The following is a 17110-nucleotide window of genomic DNA, read 5'->3' as shown; positions in this document are numbered from 1 at the left end:
GGTTTACTTGAATGCGTCCAAATCTTCCAATGAAAAATCTTTTTTGAAAATTCTCTTTAAAACCAAGCTCCACACGCCCACACTCGCCATAAACGAGACCTTGGAACAGAATCTTGGTGAAAAAAACCAAACTATCTATCATCGGTGTTTTCAGACACATGCTATTCTTCTTTTCGATATTTATAAAGAAGTCTGTAGTGTATTTTATCAGTTTCCCGGGCAATACTCAAATAAGAAAGGGCTTGCGGCAACACGCCCAGCACCTGATCATCGACAGTGGTCATCACCCAGGAACGTTCCCTCATTTCGTTGGGTGTTTTTTTGTCGATAAAGATGCGAGAAACCTTCTTTCTGAGAGACGGGGTCAACTGAATTCGGTCACCATCTCGCCGTTTGCGAAACACTGCCTCAGTAGGGAAGTTTATCGGTAAAGGTTGATCAATCTCTGACCAAAGTTTGACTTTTTCAGGAATATCATCCGGATTGATGTAAAGATTACCCGTGACAGGATCTGGCGCCATAGCCAAAAACCCTACCCACTCATTTTGGGAAAGATATGTCCCTTCCCCCAGTTTTACGCGAATCTGTTGCTCAGGAACCTCTGACGTCACCACAGGAGTTGTTGCCAAGCTGGCAGGGCCAAAAATCAAGGTGTCATACTCTCCACGAAATTGCCAACCACCGGCTAAATCCACGCGCCACTGAGGTCGCCCAGACTCCAAGCTGCGCAAAATTTGGTTCAGCTGTTCGTCATTGACTGTTACTTGCCAATTTTGCCGAATCGCTTTGGCGCAATACTGCAAGGTAAAATAGCGCTGGCCTTTAGTAAGGGACACGATTGGAGCAATGGGCAGGCGCAGACTTTCAGATTTGACTTCTGCATATTGACGGTACCATTTTTGCAACTCCTGCTCTTGCCAATCTGTCAGCCACTGCAACTGCTGCGCCAAATTTCCGAAATGAGCCAGCAGCTGCGGATTTTCCTCTTTCATTGGCGGTACGATTCGCTGCCTTACCCGGTTTCGCTGTACCTGTGGCAGATAGTTGGTGGCATCCTCATAATAGTGGACTTCGTGGGCTTTGGCATAAGCAATCAGCGCTTCTTTGGGAATATCTAAAAGCGGTCGCACCAAACGTCCGCCTCCAAAGGCCCGACGTTTGCGCATCCCGCCGGCAGTCTGAACATTGCCATCGCGCATCATCTTCATCAGCATCGTTTCCAACTGATCGTCTGCATGATGTGCTGTCATCAGCGTATCAAAGTAATGATCCTGCATCAGTTCCTGGAAAAAAGCATAGCGAAATTCCCGCGCCGCTTCTTCCATTCCGCTGACCGGCAGACTCTCCCAGCGTCGGATGTACAGCGGAATGCCCCGTTTCTCACAATACCCGCGCAAATACGCCTCTTCTTCCGCAGATTCTTCCCGCAGCTGATGATTGACGTGGGCGACTGCCAGCATAACCTCAGACTCTGTTGCTTGCACCAGTTCCAACAGCTGCAATAACACCATCGAATCCACACCACCAGAAACTGCCACCAAAATTCGACTTCCCGGCTGCCAAAGCTTTTCTTCTTTTCCCTGTCGCAAAAACCCCTGTGCCAACTCTTCCATGAATACCTCCGAAATTGCACCGACATGACTTTTTTATTTGTTGTTTCTATTATAACGTCCCCACTAGCGAATAGACAGACTGAGATGCGTGAGCGACAACTTTGAATCAGAAAAACCGCTGACTAATCGGTAGCCTCGCCTTCTGATCAGGTGTCTGCTGTTGACGAGCTTTCCACCTGCTACACGCAACAGGCTTCTATCTAACCAAGATTGGTTCTGTGTAAAAGCGGACCATCTTGTGAATCAAAAGCAAAAGAAAGACCTCGGACGCTATTGCGTACCGAGGCCTCTCATCCTGTCGAATATGACTATTTATTTTCTATACGTTAGTTTCGGCGTCCGCCGCGTCCGCCCCGTTTGCCTTCTGTATTGCGGCGCAAAGAGGATAGACGATCATCGGAATCCTTCAAAAATGAACTCATCAAGGAATCGAAGTCTTGCTTGCTGTCATTGCCGAAACCGCCGCCGCGACTTTGGTTGCCGCCACTACGATTGAAAGGCTTCTTCTGACCGCTGCGAGCCGGTGCTTTACCGGCGGGAGCTTTCGTGAATTCCCGTTTTTCCTGTTGCGGTTTGTCTTGTGCTTTACGGATCGACAAACCGATTTTGCCATCGTTGCCCACTGTGGTCACGACAACAGTCACTTCATCGCCGACTTTCAACACGTCATTGATGTCTTTCACGTAGCCGTCAGAGACTTCACTGATGTGGACCAGGCCGGTCTTTCTTTCCCCTAAATCAACAAACGCACCAAAATTGGTAATACCAGACACTTTTCCTTGAAGTTTTGCTCCTACTTCGATTGCCATTAACAAATGTTCCTCCTATTTTATGGGACCGACAACGACCACACTTTTCTGATGACCCGCAGCGGGAAACAAAGACGATTGTCCCACTGCAACTATCGTTAAAAAGCAAGGGGCTGCAGGATCCGGGTTGATCCTATATTTCTACTGCTTTTCAGCAGCGGTAGACGAATGGGTATCATCCAAAGCTTTTTGAACTTTTGCTTCTTCTTTGTCAGCTTTTGAAGCATTTTGATCTGGCAGCGGATAGACCGTCTCGCCGTCTTTGGAATAAAAGAAGCGGCTGCGGGCCAACTTAGCCACGTAATCTTTGTCATTCAAGCGGGCAACTTCGGCTTCCAATTCTTTGACATTAGCGGCCACGATTTCGTGATCGGCAACTGTCTCGGTTTTAATTGCTTCGAGCTTTTTCACCTGCTGATAATCGTTATACAGTTGAAAGCCTACAAAAGCGAAGATGACAGCTGCGACAATGGAAATCAGTCCCAGCCGGCGTCTACGGAAAACTGCTTGCCGATGTGCTTTGATCAATTGCGCTGTCTGTTCTTTGGCATAGTCGTTATCCAAGCGAGCCACGTTGGTTTGGGGCTTTTGCGTCATGACGTCAGTCTCCTTACTTTTACTTTGCTACAACTGTATGTGAAATCCAGCAACACCCGACGTTTGAAACACTGTTGTAACAGCATTTGCCAATCGGTCGAGGTGCTATGCTCCCACTGTTTTCTTATTATACCAACTATAGTTTATGTTGTCTAACGGAAATCTAGGCTTCTTCATTCCGTTTCTCGGCAATTATTTCATACATTTTGGCAGCATCGTCTTTTTTGGTAGATTCATGCAATTCCACGATTTTGACTTCCAATGTTTTGTTGCCAAATTGAATGGTCAAGACGTCTCCAATTTTGACGGTGGAAGAAGATTTAGCCAACTTGCCGTTGATCATAATCCGCCCTTTGTCCGCCACTTCTTTGGCGACTTGACGGCGTTTGATGATCCGTGAAATTTTCAAAAATTTGTCTAAACGCATAATTTCCCTACTTTCTCAATTTGAAGGTGAGTATTTTTTTACCGAAAGGCAGCAAAAGCCACTCCCGGACAGTAAACAATTGGTTACGAATGGCTGAGCGAACAAACGCGGTGACACCGACTGAGACGCCGCCAATAGCCATCAGTAACGTGCTGAGGCGGTGGGTACGGGGATCCAGAATAATCACCAATACCAGATAATAGACCAATATCATCATAATCATGGCACCGGTGGAACGCAACAATTTCCGTGAAAAGTGCCGCTCTCGCCAAAAAGAATTGATTGCCTCATCTTCTCTGCGAATCAAATACAAAAGGGTTACGGTCAGTCCCAGCAACGTTGCCAAACTGGCGCCGGCGGTTCCCAGAAAACGAGTAAAGGGCCAAGTAGCGATCACTTTAATCAATACTCCCCAAGCTGCTGCCTTCAACGGGATTCGAAAATGGTTCTGGCTTTGGGCAATGCTTTGATAGGCTTGGATCATCCCCATCAGAAATACCGCAAAAACGAAGAGGACCAATGGCAGATTTCCCTGCGCATCTTTGAAAAGCGCGAAGTTAATAAACGGCATCAGCAGCGCCAAACCTACTGCCGCAGCTAACGAAATACTGGCGGTTAAACGCAAATAAATTTTCGTGGTGCTCAAAAAGCGGCTGCGGTTTTTACCCAACAAGTATTTGGTCAAGGCGGGTAAAAAAGTTGAGCTGAGGGCGCCGGCCACCACCAAACCTAGTTGGACCAGCGGCTGACCTCGGTCATAAACCCCTTTGGTTACACGAGCCACCTGGGGCAACAATCCTTGTGCTTGTAGTGCATTGGCTACCAAAAATGAGTCGACTAATTGAAACAAAATCAAAAAGCCGCTGTACATGGAAACTAAACCACCTTCTAGCAGGAAGCGACGAATCAACGGTTTATCCCAACGCTGTGTCAACTGTATTTCCCGCAGTCCCAGCTGACGGCCGTTAATCTTGTTTTGATAATACAACAAAATGAGAACCGCTACACCACCGCCGCAGATTGCTCCGAACATGGCGATAGTTCCCGCCTGATAGATGGTCAATCCCAATTGACGAAAAGCAACAGCTCCTCCCAATATCACCGCCACTCGCACCAACTGCTCCGCCACTTGCGAAACCGCGGTGGGGATCATTAGCAGATTTCCTTGAAAGCTCCCTCGATAAAAGGAGAGTATCGGCACGAATAAAAAGGTAAAAGAAACCACTCGAATCAACGGTGCCAATTGCCGGTCTCCCATCAGATAAGCCAGAGGGGCTGCTCCGAGAAAAGTCAGCAGAAACAATAATACGCCGGCACCCAACACAATAGGATACAGTTTGCGAATGGCCGTCTGCTGGGCTTTTGGTGTTTCTTGTTCAGCGACGTACTTCGAGATGAATTGCGGCAGTCCCGACAGCGCTAATGTCATCGCCAAGCCATAGATTGGGTAAATTTGCTGATAAACATAGAAGCCTTCGTCGCCTACTAAGTTTTGAAAGGGCACGCGATACACGGCACTCAACAGTTTGGCGACAAAGGAAGCCGCCGTTAGGACAAAGGCTCCCTGCATCATGGATTGCATTTGATTTTTTGCCATCGATTCACCGCCTTTTCATTGGATTAAACGGGTCTTTTGTCAGACGGATCCCGTTAGTTTTTCTCAGAGAAGTGTTCCCACCTCAACTATGGAGCTCACTTTTATAAATTTTGCGACGGTATCTTTCAAAGCTGGAAAATTCCCGCTTTCTCCACAGTTTTGCTTATTCAGCTGTTACTGGTTTACTTTTATATTTTTCTGCTCGCAGTGCTTTAACGAACTCTTGTACTTCATGGAGCCAGATTGCTTCGGTCATTTTTTTGTCGATAGTCAAGGTGATGGTCATCTTGTCTTTATCCATCGCCATCCCTGCTTTCATCCGGGTAGCACCGAGAGCTTCGAACAACTGCTCCACAGTATAGGTCTTGGTGCCTACTTTGCTGAGGATAAAGCGAATCTTATCGCCGACTTTGCGGATGGTTTCCAAAAGCGCGCGATCGCCATCCATCTTGATCTGTCCGACTGTCAGCAGATGCGAGACTTCATCTGGAAATTCGCCGAAACGATCTAGCAGATCATCTTGGATCTCGTCTAAATTGTCCTCGGTCTCCATTTCCCGGATGCGCTTATAAATCTCAATTTTCTGCCGCTCGTCTTCAATATAAGTGCCCGGCAGGTAGGCGTCGATTCCCAGATCAATTTCCACTGAAGTTTTTTCATTTTGGGTGTTCTTGCCTTGTTTTCTCGCGACTGCTTCACTGAGCATTTGTGAGTACATATCAAAGCCGACTGCATCGATGAACCCGTGTTGTTGCGCCCCCAGCAAATTGCCCGCCCCACGAATAGAGAGGTCTCGCATCGCAATCTTAAAGCCGGAGCCCAGTTCAGTGAAATCCTTGATAGCTTGCAGGCGCTTTTCGCTGACTTCATTCAGAACTTTTTGCGGCTCATACATGAAATAAGCGTATGCCACCCGGTTACTACGGCCAACTCGTCCCCGTAGTTGATACAGAGTGGACAATCCCATATAGTCGGCGTTTTCCACAAATAACGTGTTGACGTTAGGAATATCCACTCCCGTTTCGATGATTGTTGTCGTCACTAAGATGTCATACATCCCTTCAATGAAATCAAACAGCGTGTTTTCCAGCTGAATTTCAGTCATCTGCCCATGCGCGTAAGCAATCCTGGCATCCGGCACCAACATCTGTAATTCGTCGACTTTCTTTTCAATCGTCTCCACGCGATTATAGAGGTAAAAGACCTGTCCCCCTCGCGCCAGTTCCCGCTGGATTGCTTCCCGAACAGCACCGGGATTTTTTTCCATCACATAGGTCTGGATCGGGTAACGATTTTCCGGCGGCGTCTCAATCACCGAAAGATCCCGTACCCCCAGCATGGACATGTGCAGCGTCCGTGGAATAGGCGTCGCTGTCAACGTCAACACATCCACTTGAGAACGCAGCTGTTTCAAGCGTTCCTTATGCTTCACGCCAAAGCGCTGTTCTTCGTCAATCACTAACAAGCCTAAATCAGCAAATTTCACATCTTTTGAAAGTAGGCGGTGTGTCCCCACGACAATATCCATCTGACCCGTGCGCATCTTCTCAATGGTCTCATTTTGCTGAGCTTTGGTGCGGAAACGACTGAGCTGCCCCACATTTACCGGGAAGCCCTCGAAGCGATCAATCATCGTTTCATAATGCTGTTGGGCCAAGATTGTCGTCGGCACCAAAAAGGCCACCTGTTTGTTTTCTTTAATCGCTTTAAAAGCCGCCCGCAAGGCAACTTCTGTCTTCCCGAAACCGACATCCCCCACCAGCAGGCGATCCATTGGCCGCGGCCGTTCCATGTCTTTTTTAATCTCGGCTGTACTGCGAAGCTGATCTTCTGTTTCTGTATAAGGAAAGGCATCTTCAAACTCTTTCATATAGGCATCATCAGGTCCAAACGCATAGCCTTTTTCAGCTTCCCGCTTGGCATACAGAGCAATCAAATCATCCGCGATGTCTTCAATCCTACCAGTAACTTTTCGCTTCGTCTTACTCCACTCATTACCACCTAATTTATTGATTTTCGGTGATTTCGACTCGGAGGCTACGTATTTTTGGATCAAATTCAGCTGCGTCACAGGAATAAAGAGCTTGTCATCATTTTGATAGAGGATCGTCAAGTAATCTTGGTGAACGCCATCAACTTCCAGCGTTTGCATACCGACATATTTACCGATCCCGTGATTGGCGTGAACCACGTAATCACCCGGCTTCAGCTCGTTGTAACTCTTTAGTCGCTCGGCGTTGGTGATGGTTTGGCGGCGGGCTTTTTTACGCTTAACCTGTTGGAAGATTTCTTTTTCTGTCACCACAACTAAGTGGTCTTGGGGCATTTCAAAGCCATTTGCCAGTTGGGCTTCAATAATCTGGCTGCGGCCACTAATCAATCGATCAGCGGCTGCCGACACTGCATAGATGTCATGATCTCGGAAATTCTCTTCCAGCTTTTTGGCCCGTTCACTGTCGGAAACTAGGAAAATCACCGTCTGCCCTTGCTTTTCCCAACGGTCAACTTCGGTCTTTAACAACCCCATCTGGCTGAAAAACTGCTGCATGGGTCGATATTGGAAGTTCAGTATCGAAGAAAAGCGCAGATTCCCCATGCCTTTTTGGAAAAGGGCAAAATAAGTCGTAATGAAGTTTTCATCTCGGAAAAAATCGTGGCTGTTGCGGCCAAATGTCTGCTCGGAAAAGATTCGCAGCTCGCTGATTTTCTGCGTCTGCCACTCGGCTTCTTCTCGTTGAATCTCTCGGTCGGTTTCCATGATTCGCGGATAGTCGTCTACAATCAAAATTGTTTCATCAGGGAAATAATCCGCCAAGCCACTTTTTTCCGGATACAAAAGATCCAGATAAAACTGGGCATTTTCGCCCGGAACCCCTTCCTGCCAAGAAGTCTGCAATTGACCAAAATATTCTTCTAAAAAGCTTTTATCTACCGCTTCTTTCGTAACAGCCAGCCGTTTGTCCAACAGTTCCTGCAAACTAGCTGCACCAATTGCCAAATCTTCAGCAGAAAAGACCAGCTCGGTCGTCGGTGTGATCACTACGGCTTCGGCATTGCCCAGCGAGCGCTGAGTTTCCACGTCGAAATAGCGCATCGAGTCCACTTCCACGTCAAAGAGTTCGATCCGCACCGGATATTCCGCTGTCAGGGGATAAATGTCGATAATGCTGCCCCGAATGGAGAACTCCCCGGGTTTCATAATCATTTGTTGCCGTTCATAGCCCATCAGAACCAATTGCTGCGGCAGGCCCTTTAAGTCCAATTCACTGCCGATTTCCCAGCGAAACTGGGCATTGCGCCAAGTTTCAGGTTGGGGCAAGTATTTTCGCAGTGCCGCCAGAGGAACCACGTAGATTCCCGGCCTTTCAGCTGCAATCGCATTTAACGTATGGATGCGGTCGATACGAGCTTCAGGTGAGGCAAAAGCCATTTCCGCTGATAAGACTTCATCCACCGGGTACACAAAAACATCCTCGCAGACGTTCCGCAGATCATCAGCGAGTTGATTCATATAATAGAGATTTGGCGTCACTGCCAAAATAGGTCGTTTAAAATTTTCGTAGGCAGAAACCAGCGCCAGTGTTTTGGCTGATCCTGCCAAACCCGTCAGCAGTTGCCGTGCTTGCCCTTCTTTGATCTGGCGCTGCCATTGGGCTACCAGATCTGTCTGTCCTATTGCTTGGATCAAATCCATCGGTTCACCTGCTCTTTTCTTGTCATCCTGACTATCTTTTCTCTTCTTATCAGCCGTTAAAGCGGTTCATGGCAGCGGTGAAATCGCTGGTTTCCATGATAAATTCGCAGGCAGCTGTCGCTCGTTGCAGACTATCTTCTAAAAGGGGCTGTTCCTCTTTGCTAAAGCCGCTCAAGACGTGATTTACTACCGTCATCTTCGGCTGTGGTCGGCCGATACCAATCTTGATACGGTCGAATTCCTGATGTCCCAGATGAGAAATGATACTCTTCATGCCGTTATGTCCGCCAGCTGATCCTTTTTGCCGCAATCGCAGCTTACCTAAAGCCAAATCCAAGTCATCATAGACCACCACTAATTCCTGCGTTTCGATACCAAAGTAGGTCATCAACGGTCCCACCGCCCGACCGGATTCATTCATAAAGGTTTGCGGTTTCACCAACAGAATCTTTTCGCCATTGACAAAAAAATCCGCCACTTCTGCTTGAAAAGGGTTGCTTTTAAAAACAGCCCCATGACTGGCAGCTAAGCGGTCCACTGTCATAAAACCGACATTGTGCTTCGTATTTTCATATTTTCGACCGGGATTACCCAGTCCTACGATCATTTTCATGTAGTCAAAACTTCCTTTGATTCATAAGTATCGGCTGTATTTGTGCAAGACTTGCAAACAGCACAAAAGGCTGGAGAATAAATTCTCCAGTCCAGATCAGCGCTTTTTTCGATTATAGCACAGCTTGCCGAAATCTGACTTGCCTTATCCAGCGGTTTTGGGTTTCTTTAAGAAAATACGCGCATCTGCTACGCTTCCGCTCTTTTTTAATGTGTGGCTTTCCCTCCATTTTTAAAACTTCCCTATAGAAGAAGAACTTCCCTAACTAAAATTTCTGGTGAGTTACTGTTGGCATGCTGGCGTCACTAGCAGTGTGCCAGCTATCTGCTCTATCTGGCTATTCTATCTGAAAAAATCTGTGAATCTTTTCCAACTTTCTTCAGTTCTCCAATAAAAATTGGCTAGTTCATTTAGAAAACCCTCTCGCTCCAAACTGTACCGCTTTCATTTTCGATAATTGAAATCTGTGTCTTTATAATTATTTCACAAATCTCCTACACCTTGCCAATGTAACCCTTATCAAAATTAATACAGTTAAATAAACTGTTACACTCAAAGGCATATTACATGACAAACCAAAAGGTAAATGATACGATTGCTTTGGTTAGTGAAAGACAAGACATATTCAATATGCGAAAGGACGGAAATAGTCATGACGAACACTGAAAATAAAGCTTTGAAAGACCACCAAAAAGTCATCTTGGTAGGAGACGGCGCAGTCGGCTCCAGCTATGCATTTGCCCTGGTTACCCAAAATATTGCACAAGAAGTCGGGATCGTGGACATCAATGTCAAGAAAACTGAAGGTGACGCACTGGATCTGACAGATGCTTTGGCGTGGACTTCTCCTAAGAAAATCTATGCTGCAACTTATGCCGATGCTCACGATGCCGATTTGGTCGTCATTACTGCCGGCGCACCACAAAAACCAGGCGAAACACGTTTGGATCTGGTGCACAAAAACTTGAAGATCAACCGTGATGTTGTAACGCAAATCGTTGCTTCTGGTTTCAACGGAATCTTTTTGGTAGCTGCCAACCCAGTAGATATCTTGACTTACGCAACTTGGAAATTCTCAGGTTTCCCTAAAGAACGGGTTATCGGATCCGGTACTTCTTTGGACTCTGCACGTTTCCGTCAAAAAATCGCTGAAATGGTCGGCGTTGATGCGCGTAACGTCCATGCTTACATCTTGGGAGAACACGGCGACTCTGAATTCCCAGTATGGTCACATGCCAATGTCGGCGGCCTGCAAATTTACGAATGGGTGAAAAACAATCCTGACGTGGATGAAGAAGCTATGGTTAACCTCTTCTTTGGTGTCCGTGATGCAGCTTACACCATCATCGACAAAAAAGGCGCCACTTTCTATGGGATCGCAGTAGCCTTGGCTCGGATTACTCGCGCTATTTTGGACGATGAAGGAGCCATCTTCCCATTGTCAGTCTACTTGGACGATCAATACGGCCAAAAAGACATTTATATCGGTGCACCTTCTGTCGTAAATGCACAAGGTGTCCAACAAGTCATTGAAATTGAACTTTCCGACTCTGAACAAGACCGGATGAACGCTTCTGCTAAACAGTTAAAAGAAATCTTGGATCAAGCCTTTGAAAAATTGGCTGAAGAAGATGCAGCTGCTGGGAAATAATCCCGTTACCTGCACAGATCCTTACCGGGAGCTTGACCGTCCGCGGCAGCTTCCGGTTTTTTTCTGTCTTTTTTAGAGAATCGCTGCCGTTTTCCTGTTGTATTTCTCTGTTAACGGTGAGTTCTTAAATATTCTCTTTAGCATAGAACAAGTTGCTAGTAATTTGACCAAATCATGCTATTATTGTGCTAGAATTAAGACTTGTAACTTGAAATCATTACATATAAGGAGTTAAGCCTATGTCCAGAAGCTCACGACGCAAAAAGAGCGGAAAGAAAAAGTATGTGATTATCGGGTTGTTGGTCCTGTTGGTTGGGTTGACCACAGGTTACGGCGTTTACGCCAGCAATTACTCGGACCGCTTTTTGCCGAATACCAAAATAAATGAGACCGATATCAGCGGAATGACTGTTGCTGAGGCCAACGCCGCATTGAAAAAGGCCACGAAAGAATCTTCCTTTACTATCACTGATGACGGTAAGGAGTGGAAAACACTGCCTTTGTCACAGTTGGGATTGAAGACAGATTTCAGCAACGACCTGTCCAAACTCATGCAAAAGCAGAGCCAGTGGTCTTGGGGCGTAGCCTATGTTTTTGCCGGTGAAGACGCTCAAATCAATGGGCTGTCCATTGACCAACAGGAGCTGAACCAAGCTGCCGATCAAATCAAAAACGAGTTGACAACACTCAATGAAAGTCGCACCAAAACACAAGACGCAACATTGACCAAAGGCGAAAATGGCTTCACCATCACACCAGAAGTCAATGGGAACTCCGTGGATGTCCAAGCAGTCACTGACGATTTGAAAAAAGCAGTCAATGATGACAAAGAATCTATGGAACTACTGGACTACACCCAACAGCCGAAAGTCCATGCCAACGACGAATCTTTGCAACAGGAAATGACCAAGTTGAACAAAGTGGCCCAAGTTGAAGGTTACTACAAGATCAACGGGGAAACCTTCCAGATTCCAGTTGCTTCAATCGCTGACTGGTTGAATTACAAAGACGGCAAAGTTACCTTGGATCGTGACAAAGTCAAAGCCTATGTGAGTTCATTGGGTGACAAGTACAATACTTCTACTAATCCAACGACCTTTAAGAGCACAAAACGCGGCGATGTCAGCGTTCCTGCCGGGACCTTGAGTTGGACAATTCAAGTAGATACCGAAACGGATGCTTTAACTGAAGCAATCTTAAATGGTGAATCTTTCACCCGTACTCCAGTTACCAAAGGCAGCGCCAGCGCAGGGAATCCGATGGTAGGCAATACCTATATCGAAGTCGATATGGAAAGCCAACACATGTGGTATTACAAAGATGGTGCCGTCGCATTGGAAACGGACATCGTAACGGGCCGACCACCGAAATTTTCAACTCCCGCTGGTGTCTTTTATGTCTGGGACAAAAAGACCAAAGAAACTCTTCGCGGCGAAAACGAGGACGGCTCCAAATACGAAACACCGGTAGAATATTGGATGCCTATCGACTGGGAAGGTGTCGGTCTTCACGACTCCAGTTGGCAATCTGCTTATGGTGGTGACCGCTACTTGACCCACGGCTCTCACGGCTGTATCAACACTCCACCGGAAGTCATGAAGCAACTCTTTGAAATCGTCGAAGAAGGAACACCGGTTTTAGTGTTCTGATGAATAAAAAAAGCAGGGACAACCACGTCATAATCAGCGGTTGTCCCTGCTTTTTTGCTTTTTGAGAGCTCACTTGTCTCACTCACCGTTTTCCGATTCTTCGGGAATTGCCTTGACTCGTAAAATATCCAAGAAGAAGGTGAAGACTGGAATTCCTACAATTAAGCCCCAGACACCAAAAAGTCGTTCAGCCACCAGCAGAATCACAAAGGTGTAAAAAATCGGTAATTCTGTTCGGCTGGACATGAATTTCGGGTTGAGCACATAGGCTTCTAAGAGGTGGATCACCAAGATCATCACCAATACAAAGATCAGATCGTTCAGTCCGCCTTGGGAATAAGCGATAAACGACAGCGGCACACACGAGATGATGACGCCGGCTACCGGGATTAAACTGAAACAAAAGACCATCAATCCCAAACTCGGCAATTGGTGAAAGCCCATCACCGAAAGACCAATCAGTGTCAGCACCGTGTTGACCACCGCAATAAAAAATTGTGCTTCCAACACCACACCAAATGTTTCAATAAATTTTTTAGCAAAGTAGTACAGGTCTTTAAAGTACCAATCAAACTCGCTAGTCAGAAACAAGCGGGTAAAGCTCTTCATTTTATCCAGTTCAATCATGTAAAAGAAGCTCAATAAAAAGGACATAGCAAAGGCAAACGCCAACTCCCCAAAGACTTGCAAGTAGCCAAAGACAAAATTTGCACCGCCTTTTAACTGGTCCATGAAGTCGCTTCGTTGGATATACTGCTGAATATAAGCTACCAGTTGATTGGATCCTGCCGGCTGACTTTCATAAAAATCGACTGCTGAATCCACCATCCGCAACGTTTCCCGCAGTAGCAGCGGCACATATTTCGTCAAAACAAAATACAACAGCGCTAAAATACTACCATATAAAAGCAGGCTAATCACCGAGGTCTTGATGCCGATAAAGCGTTGAACGACTTTCACTAAACGGATAGATAAATAGGTAAAAATAAAGGTCAACAAAATTGTCGTAATCATACTGCGGGCTAGATACAATACCAGCACCACACTTAGCAGCACGAAAAAACGTCGCAGTTTTACATTTTCGACAAATCGTCGGTAAATCGTCATGCGCTCACCTCACTATTTTTAGTCAACGGCAACCAATTTGCCGCAACGATAACTTGTTTTTTCCAGTTGCTTTTAAACAGCTGGCAGCGTTAACTTCCACAGCACTCAGACAACAGGTCGTTCCTGATTTTTTAAGCTGATTACCAAAACAGCAGCTAACAATAGAGAGACACACCAAATCGCCCGACCTTTTAACAGTGGTGCCATCAACGTACTCAAAATTGCCCCACCAAAAAAGCCCGCGACGATCACTGAGGTGTATTTAATTTTGAAAGTAGCCGTGGGATCTTTAGTGAAGAAGCAGGCATAGCAGTAATCAGCGATGGAGCGGAGATTGCCAGTAGTCATAGTCGTAGCATAGGGCAGCCCTGCCAAACGACGATACGTGGCGTACTGAATCGCCGCAAAAAACGACAGCGCCGAATTGATGACTAAATTGCTGGCGTGGTGTGCCCAAAGTCCAACAAAAAAGACCCCTACTAATTCAATGAGAACCGCAGCATTCTGCCAGATCAAAAACTGCCGACGCGGAAACTTATGCTTTAAAAAATCCGTCGCAAAGATGCCAACCATGAAAATGCTGATGGGCACCAGGTAGCGAATAATTAGATGAAATTTCCCCTGTGCCACACTGATTCCCAATAAAATTACATTTCCTGACTGCATACTGGCAAATACCTCTCCATGAAAGAGGTAAGTATAGACATCCAAAAAGCCACCAGCCATCGCCAATAAGATTCCAATCGGTAGGCTTTCATGAATTACGACACGCTTATCGACTAATTTCGGTATTCTCACAACCAGACCCGCACTTTCTCTCTAATCTCAATTTCTTGCTTGCCGTTTTATCACAGGACAGCAATCCGACTTCACCTAAAGTAAAGTCTCTACTACAAAGGTCTCTTCTAGTCAGTCCTCTTCCAAACTGGTATACACTTCGGAAACATCATCATCGTCTTCTAGTTTGTCCACTAACTGTTGCAGCTGTTCTTTTTTCTCGGCATCTAACACCACAGTTGTCTGGGGAACCATCGTCAGCTCTGCTTGAGCCAACGTGAAGCCGTCTTGCTCCAACTGATCTCTCACTGTGGCAAAGTCTTCCGGCGCTGTATAAATTTCAAAAACTTCTGGCGAGGTCAACATATCTTCGGCACCAGCTTCAATAACATCTTCCAGCATAGTATCCTCATCGACAGACAGCCCTGCCCGCTCGATAGCGATATAGCCTTTGCGGTCGAACATGTAGCTAACCGAACCGGTTTCACCCAGGTTGCCGCCGTTACGAGTAAAGGCCACCCGTACATTGGTAGCTGTCCGGTTACGATTATCTGTCAGTGCATGCACTAAGATAGCTACACCACCGGGACCATAACCTTCATAAACGATTTCGTCATAGTTTTCCCCTTCGCCAGCAGACGTTGCCTTTTTGATAGCCCGCTCCACATTGTCATTAGGCATATTGGCGGCTTTTGCCTTGTCCATCACAAGTCGCAGTGCTGGATTATCTTCAGGATTTCCTCCCGCGGCTTTGGCTGCCATATAGATTTCCCGCGACAATTTTTGGAAGACCTTTCCTCGTTTGGCATCCTGCGCATTTTTTCTTCCTTGGATATTGTTCCATTTACTATGTCCTGACATTTCCGTTTCCTCCTAATTCTTAGAGGCGAAAATCAGCTGCTGATCAGTAGGTTTCGTTGCATCATGATTTTTCAGCGTCTGCTGCCGTCTCCTTGATTGCTTATGCTCTTCTTTTATTGTAGACCTTTGCAGAAAATTTTCAAATACGCCGGTCTGCTGCTGTCTTACTTTTGCGAGTCCTGGTACCTGAACACTTCATCGCAAGCGTTTCTTTCGTAGCAATAAAACGATGAGGACGATTAAAACAGCCGTCAACGCTCCCGCAGAATCCAACATGACGTCTTCAAAAAGCGGTGTCCGACCACCGGTGAGCTGCTGGTGAAACTCATCCATTCCCGCATAACCAGTAGCGGCTAGCCAAGCAAAAAAGCCACCCCACCAGAAATGCTTCATCTTCAAATACAGCCCGATGCAAAAGCTGCCTCCCATTACAAAATAAGTGAAGAAGTGCGCCCCTTTACGGATAAAAAACTCGATAAATTTCCCATACCCGCTGGCAGCGATACTCTGCTCTTTGCCGGCATACGAAAAACGAATCCCAGAAAGCTGCTCTTTAAAAGGCTCACTGGCCAAGACTCGGTCAATCAGCCCCACCTGCGACTGTTGTTCATAAGTCATAGAAGACGAATAAAATAAAATTGCCATGATTAAAATTCCAATGGCAAAATAAAAGTTTGGCTGCTTAAGTAGTTTTTTCAATGGTTCACCTCATATCAATTCCTAAATCCAGTTAATTATTGTCATCAAAAAAATCACTATCGATTTTATATAATGTAAATTGCTCTGCTGCCTCTACGCCAACTTGAAATTTCAGCATCAATGCAGTTAATTCAATTCCGTCAACCAAAACAATTCCTCGAGAACGGGCGGATTCTCTAGCCCCTTTTGAAAAGTCAGACGTGGTTATAAATACGCCACGATCAGCATTGACGTCTGCCAGCGCCCCAATGAAAGCATGAATTTCCGGTCGTTGAACATTATTCCCCTCTGCGTAACGCTTCGCTTGCACATAAACTGTTCGGGTCCCTAAAGGATCTTGATTTAATATACCATCGATACCGCCATCATTTGTTTTTGGAGTTACCGATGCTCTGCCCCCTTCTCCGCTATAGCCCATCTTCTCTAACAATAAAACAACGAGCTTCTCGAAAAATGACGGCTCTTCCTTACGAATAAGATCTAGCAACTCGATTGCAACTTCATTATTTCTACTACGTACAGCTTGTTTAATATCAAGATCTGTCACTACAGTCTGTTCACTCACCGTTTTGTTTCCAGATATGCGCTGATTTCTTTCGGCCAGTTCATCTTGATATTTTAAGTATGCCGGCTGCTGTTTGATTACTTTGTCATCTAGGTCATTTCCATATTTTTCCAGTAATTCCAAACCCGTTTGTGTGATTTGATAGACACCTCTGCGGGGCCTTAACAAGGCATCGGCTTTATACAAATAACTCAAAGCAAACCCGATACGGTTTTGTAGAATCGTTTCCCCTGTTGGATAATCAGGAAATCTTATATTCCATACATCTTCTGGAAATTGCAATAATTTCTGAATTTCTTCGTATATTGTCTTTTTGGATACCTGTTTTCCACTGCGCAAAGCTTCCAGTACGTAGGGCATAAATGCATCATAAGCCGGCAACTGATTGTTCGCCAACTTCAATTTTTTCCACTCTGATTCCATGTCTTCGCCTCCAAAATCTCATCTATAT

General features: G+C 45.9%; 14 protein-coding genes. 2 read left to right on the top strand and 12 right to left on the bottom strand.

Annotated features, from left to right (window positions below; translation table 11 throughout):
• Positions 1-161: 161 nt before the first annotated feature.
• The 7 genes from tilS to pth form a co-directional block, all read right to left on the bottom strand.
• On the bottom strand, positions 162-1613 hold the full coding sequence (tilS, locus tag BAU14_RS02220; protein ID WP_237580393.1) for a tRNA lysidine(34) synthetase TilS: 1452 nt from the start codon (positions 1611-1613) through the stop codon (positions 162-164).
• Between the two features lie 326 nt (positions 1614-1939).
• Complete coding sequence (locus BAU14_RS02215) at positions 1940-2422, bottom strand: S1 domain-containing RNA-binding protein (RefSeq protein WP_161898451.1); 483 nt, start codon at positions 2420-2422, stop codon at positions 1940-1942.
• Positions 2423-2563: 141 nt separating this feature from the next.
• A complete protein-coding gene (locus tag BAU14_RS02210) occupies positions 2564-3019 on the bottom strand; it encodes an FtsB family cell division protein (protein WP_161898450.1) in 456 nt (151 codons plus the stop codon).
• Positions 3020-3182: 163 nt separating this feature from the next.
• Positions 3183-3446, bottom strand: a complete 264-nt coding sequence (locus BAU14_RS02205) for an RNA-binding S4 domain-containing protein (RefSeq protein WP_161898449.1) — start codon at positions 3444-3446, stop codon at positions 3183-3185.
• Between the two features lie 7 nt (positions 3447-3453).
• Positions 3454-5043: a putative polysaccharide biosynthesis protein gene (locus tag BAU14_RS02200; RefSeq protein ID WP_161898448.1), complete on the bottom strand. Its 1590-nt coding sequence runs from the start codon at positions 5041-5043 to the stop codon at positions 3454-3456.
• 163 nt (positions 5044-5206) lie between these two features.
• Entirely contained in the window at positions 5207-8737 is a 3531-nt protein-coding gene (gene mfd / locus BAU14_RS02195; protein ID WP_161898447.1) for a transcription-repair coupling factor, read from the bottom strand.
• 49 nt (positions 8738-8786) lie between these two features.
• A complete protein-coding gene (gene pth / locus BAU14_RS02190) occupies positions 8787-9350 on the bottom strand; it encodes an aminoacyl-tRNA hydrolase (protein ID WP_161898446.1) in 564 nt (187 codons plus the stop codon).
• Positions 9351-10002: 652 nt separating this feature from the next.
• Between pth and BAU14_RS02185 the strand changes: the two genes are divergently transcribed.
• Together BAU14_RS02185 and BAU14_RS02180 are read left to right on the top strand one after the other, a co-directional pair.
• A complete protein-coding gene (locus BAU14_RS02185; protein WP_161898445.1) occupies positions 10003-11001 on the top strand; it encodes an L-lactate dehydrogenase in 999 nt (332 codons plus the stop codon).
• 239 nt (positions 11002-11240) lie between these two features.
• Entirely contained in the window at positions 11241-12650 is a 1410-nt protein-coding gene (locus BAU14_RS02180) for a L,D-transpeptidase family protein (RefSeq protein WP_161898444.1), read from the top strand.
• 78 nt (positions 12651-12728) lie between these two features.
• Here BAU14_RS02180 and BAU14_RS02175 read toward each other — a convergent pair whose 3' ends face one another.
• The 5 genes from BAU14_RS02175 to BAU14_RS02155 form a co-directional block, all read right to left on the bottom strand.
• On the bottom strand, positions 12729-13757 hold the full coding sequence (locus BAU14_RS02175) for an AI-2E family transporter (RefSeq protein ID WP_161898443.1): 1029 nt from the start codon (positions 13755-13757) through the stop codon (positions 12729-12731).
• A 105-nt stretch (positions 13758-13862) separates the two neighbouring features.
• Positions 13863-14555, bottom strand: coding sequence for a YoaK family protein (locus tag BAU14_RS02170; protein WP_161898442.1), 693 nt, complete (start codon positions 14553-14555; stop codon positions 13863-13865).
• 111 nt (positions 14556-14666) lie between these two features.
• Complete coding sequence (locus BAU14_RS02165; protein WP_161898441.1) at positions 14667-15395, bottom strand: YebC/PmpR family DNA-binding transcriptional regulator; 729 nt, start codon at positions 15393-15395, stop codon at positions 14667-14669.
• 195 nt (positions 15396-15590) lie between these two features.
• On the bottom strand, positions 15591-16094 hold the full coding sequence (locus BAU14_RS02160; RefSeq protein WP_202622145.1) for a VanZ family protein: 504 nt from the start codon (positions 16092-16094) through the stop codon (positions 15591-15593).
• A gap of 31 nt (positions 16095-16125) precedes the next feature.
• On the bottom strand, positions 16126-17082 hold the full coding sequence (locus tag BAU14_RS02155; protein ID WP_161898440.1) for a restriction endonuclease: 957 nt from the start codon (positions 17080-17082) through the stop codon (positions 16126-16128).
• Positions 17083-17110 lie beyond the last annotated feature (28 nt).

It is taken from the genome of Candidatus Enterococcus leclercqii, assembly GCF_009933135.1.
GTDB classification, from domain to species: Bacteria; Bacillota; Bacilli; order Lactobacillales; family Enterococcaceae; genus Enterococcus_C; species Enterococcus_C leclercqii.
The sequence above is the reverse complement of the archived record's forward strand: the minus strand, read 5'-3'. Positions and strand labels throughout refer to the sequence as shown.

What these genes read in the sequence shown, in the direction of transcription:
- tilS (WP_237580393.1), bottom strand. Translation starts at nt 1,613, where the DNA reads ATGGAAGAGTTGGCACAGGGGTTTTTGCGACAGGGAAAAGAAGAAAAG.
- BAU14_RS02215 (WP_161898451.1), bottom strand. Translation starts at nt 2,422, where the DNA reads ATGGCAATCGAAGTAGGAGCAAAACTTCAAGGAAAAGTGTCTGGTATT.
- BAU14_RS02210 (WP_161898450.1), bottom strand. Translation starts at nt 3,019, where the DNA reads ATGACGCAAAAGCCCCAAACCAACGTGGCTCGCTTGGATAACGACTAT.
- BAU14_RS02205 (WP_161898449.1), bottom strand. Translation starts at nt 3,446, where the DNA reads ATGCGTTTAGACAAATTTTTGAAAATTTCACGGATCATCAAACGCCGT.
- BAU14_RS02200 (WP_161898448.1), bottom strand. Translation starts at nt 5,043, where the DNA reads ATGGCAAAAAATCAAATGCAATCCATGATGCAGGGAGCCTTTGTCCTA.
- mfd (WP_161898447.1), bottom strand. Translation starts at nt 8,737, where the DNA reads ATGGATTTGATCCAAGCAATAGGACAGACAGATCTGGTAGCCCAATGG.
- pth (WP_161898446.1), bottom strand. Translation starts at nt 9,350, where the DNA reads ATGAAAATGATCGTAGGACTGGGTAATCCCGGTCGAAAATATGAAAAT.
- BAU14_RS02185 (WP_161898445.1), top strand. Translation starts at nt 10,003, where the DNA reads ATGACGAACACTGAAAATAAAGCTTTGAAAGACCACCAAAAAGTCATC.
- BAU14_RS02180 (WP_161898444.1), top strand. Translation starts at nt 11,241, where the DNA reads ATGTCCAGAAGCTCACGACGCAAAAAGAGCGGAAAGAAAAAGTATGTG.
- BAU14_RS02175 (WP_161898443.1), bottom strand. Translation starts at nt 13,757, where the DNA reads ATGACGATTTACCGACGATTTGTCGAAAATGTAAAACTGCGACGTTTT.
- BAU14_RS02165 (WP_161898441.1), bottom strand. Translation starts at nt 15,395, where the DNA reads ATGTCAGGACATAGTAAATGGAACAATATCCAAGGAAGAAAAAATGCG.
- BAU14_RS02155 (WP_161898440.1), bottom strand. Translation starts at nt 17,082, where the DNA reads ATGGAATCAGAGTGGAAAAAATTGAAGTTGGCGAACAATCAGTTGCCG.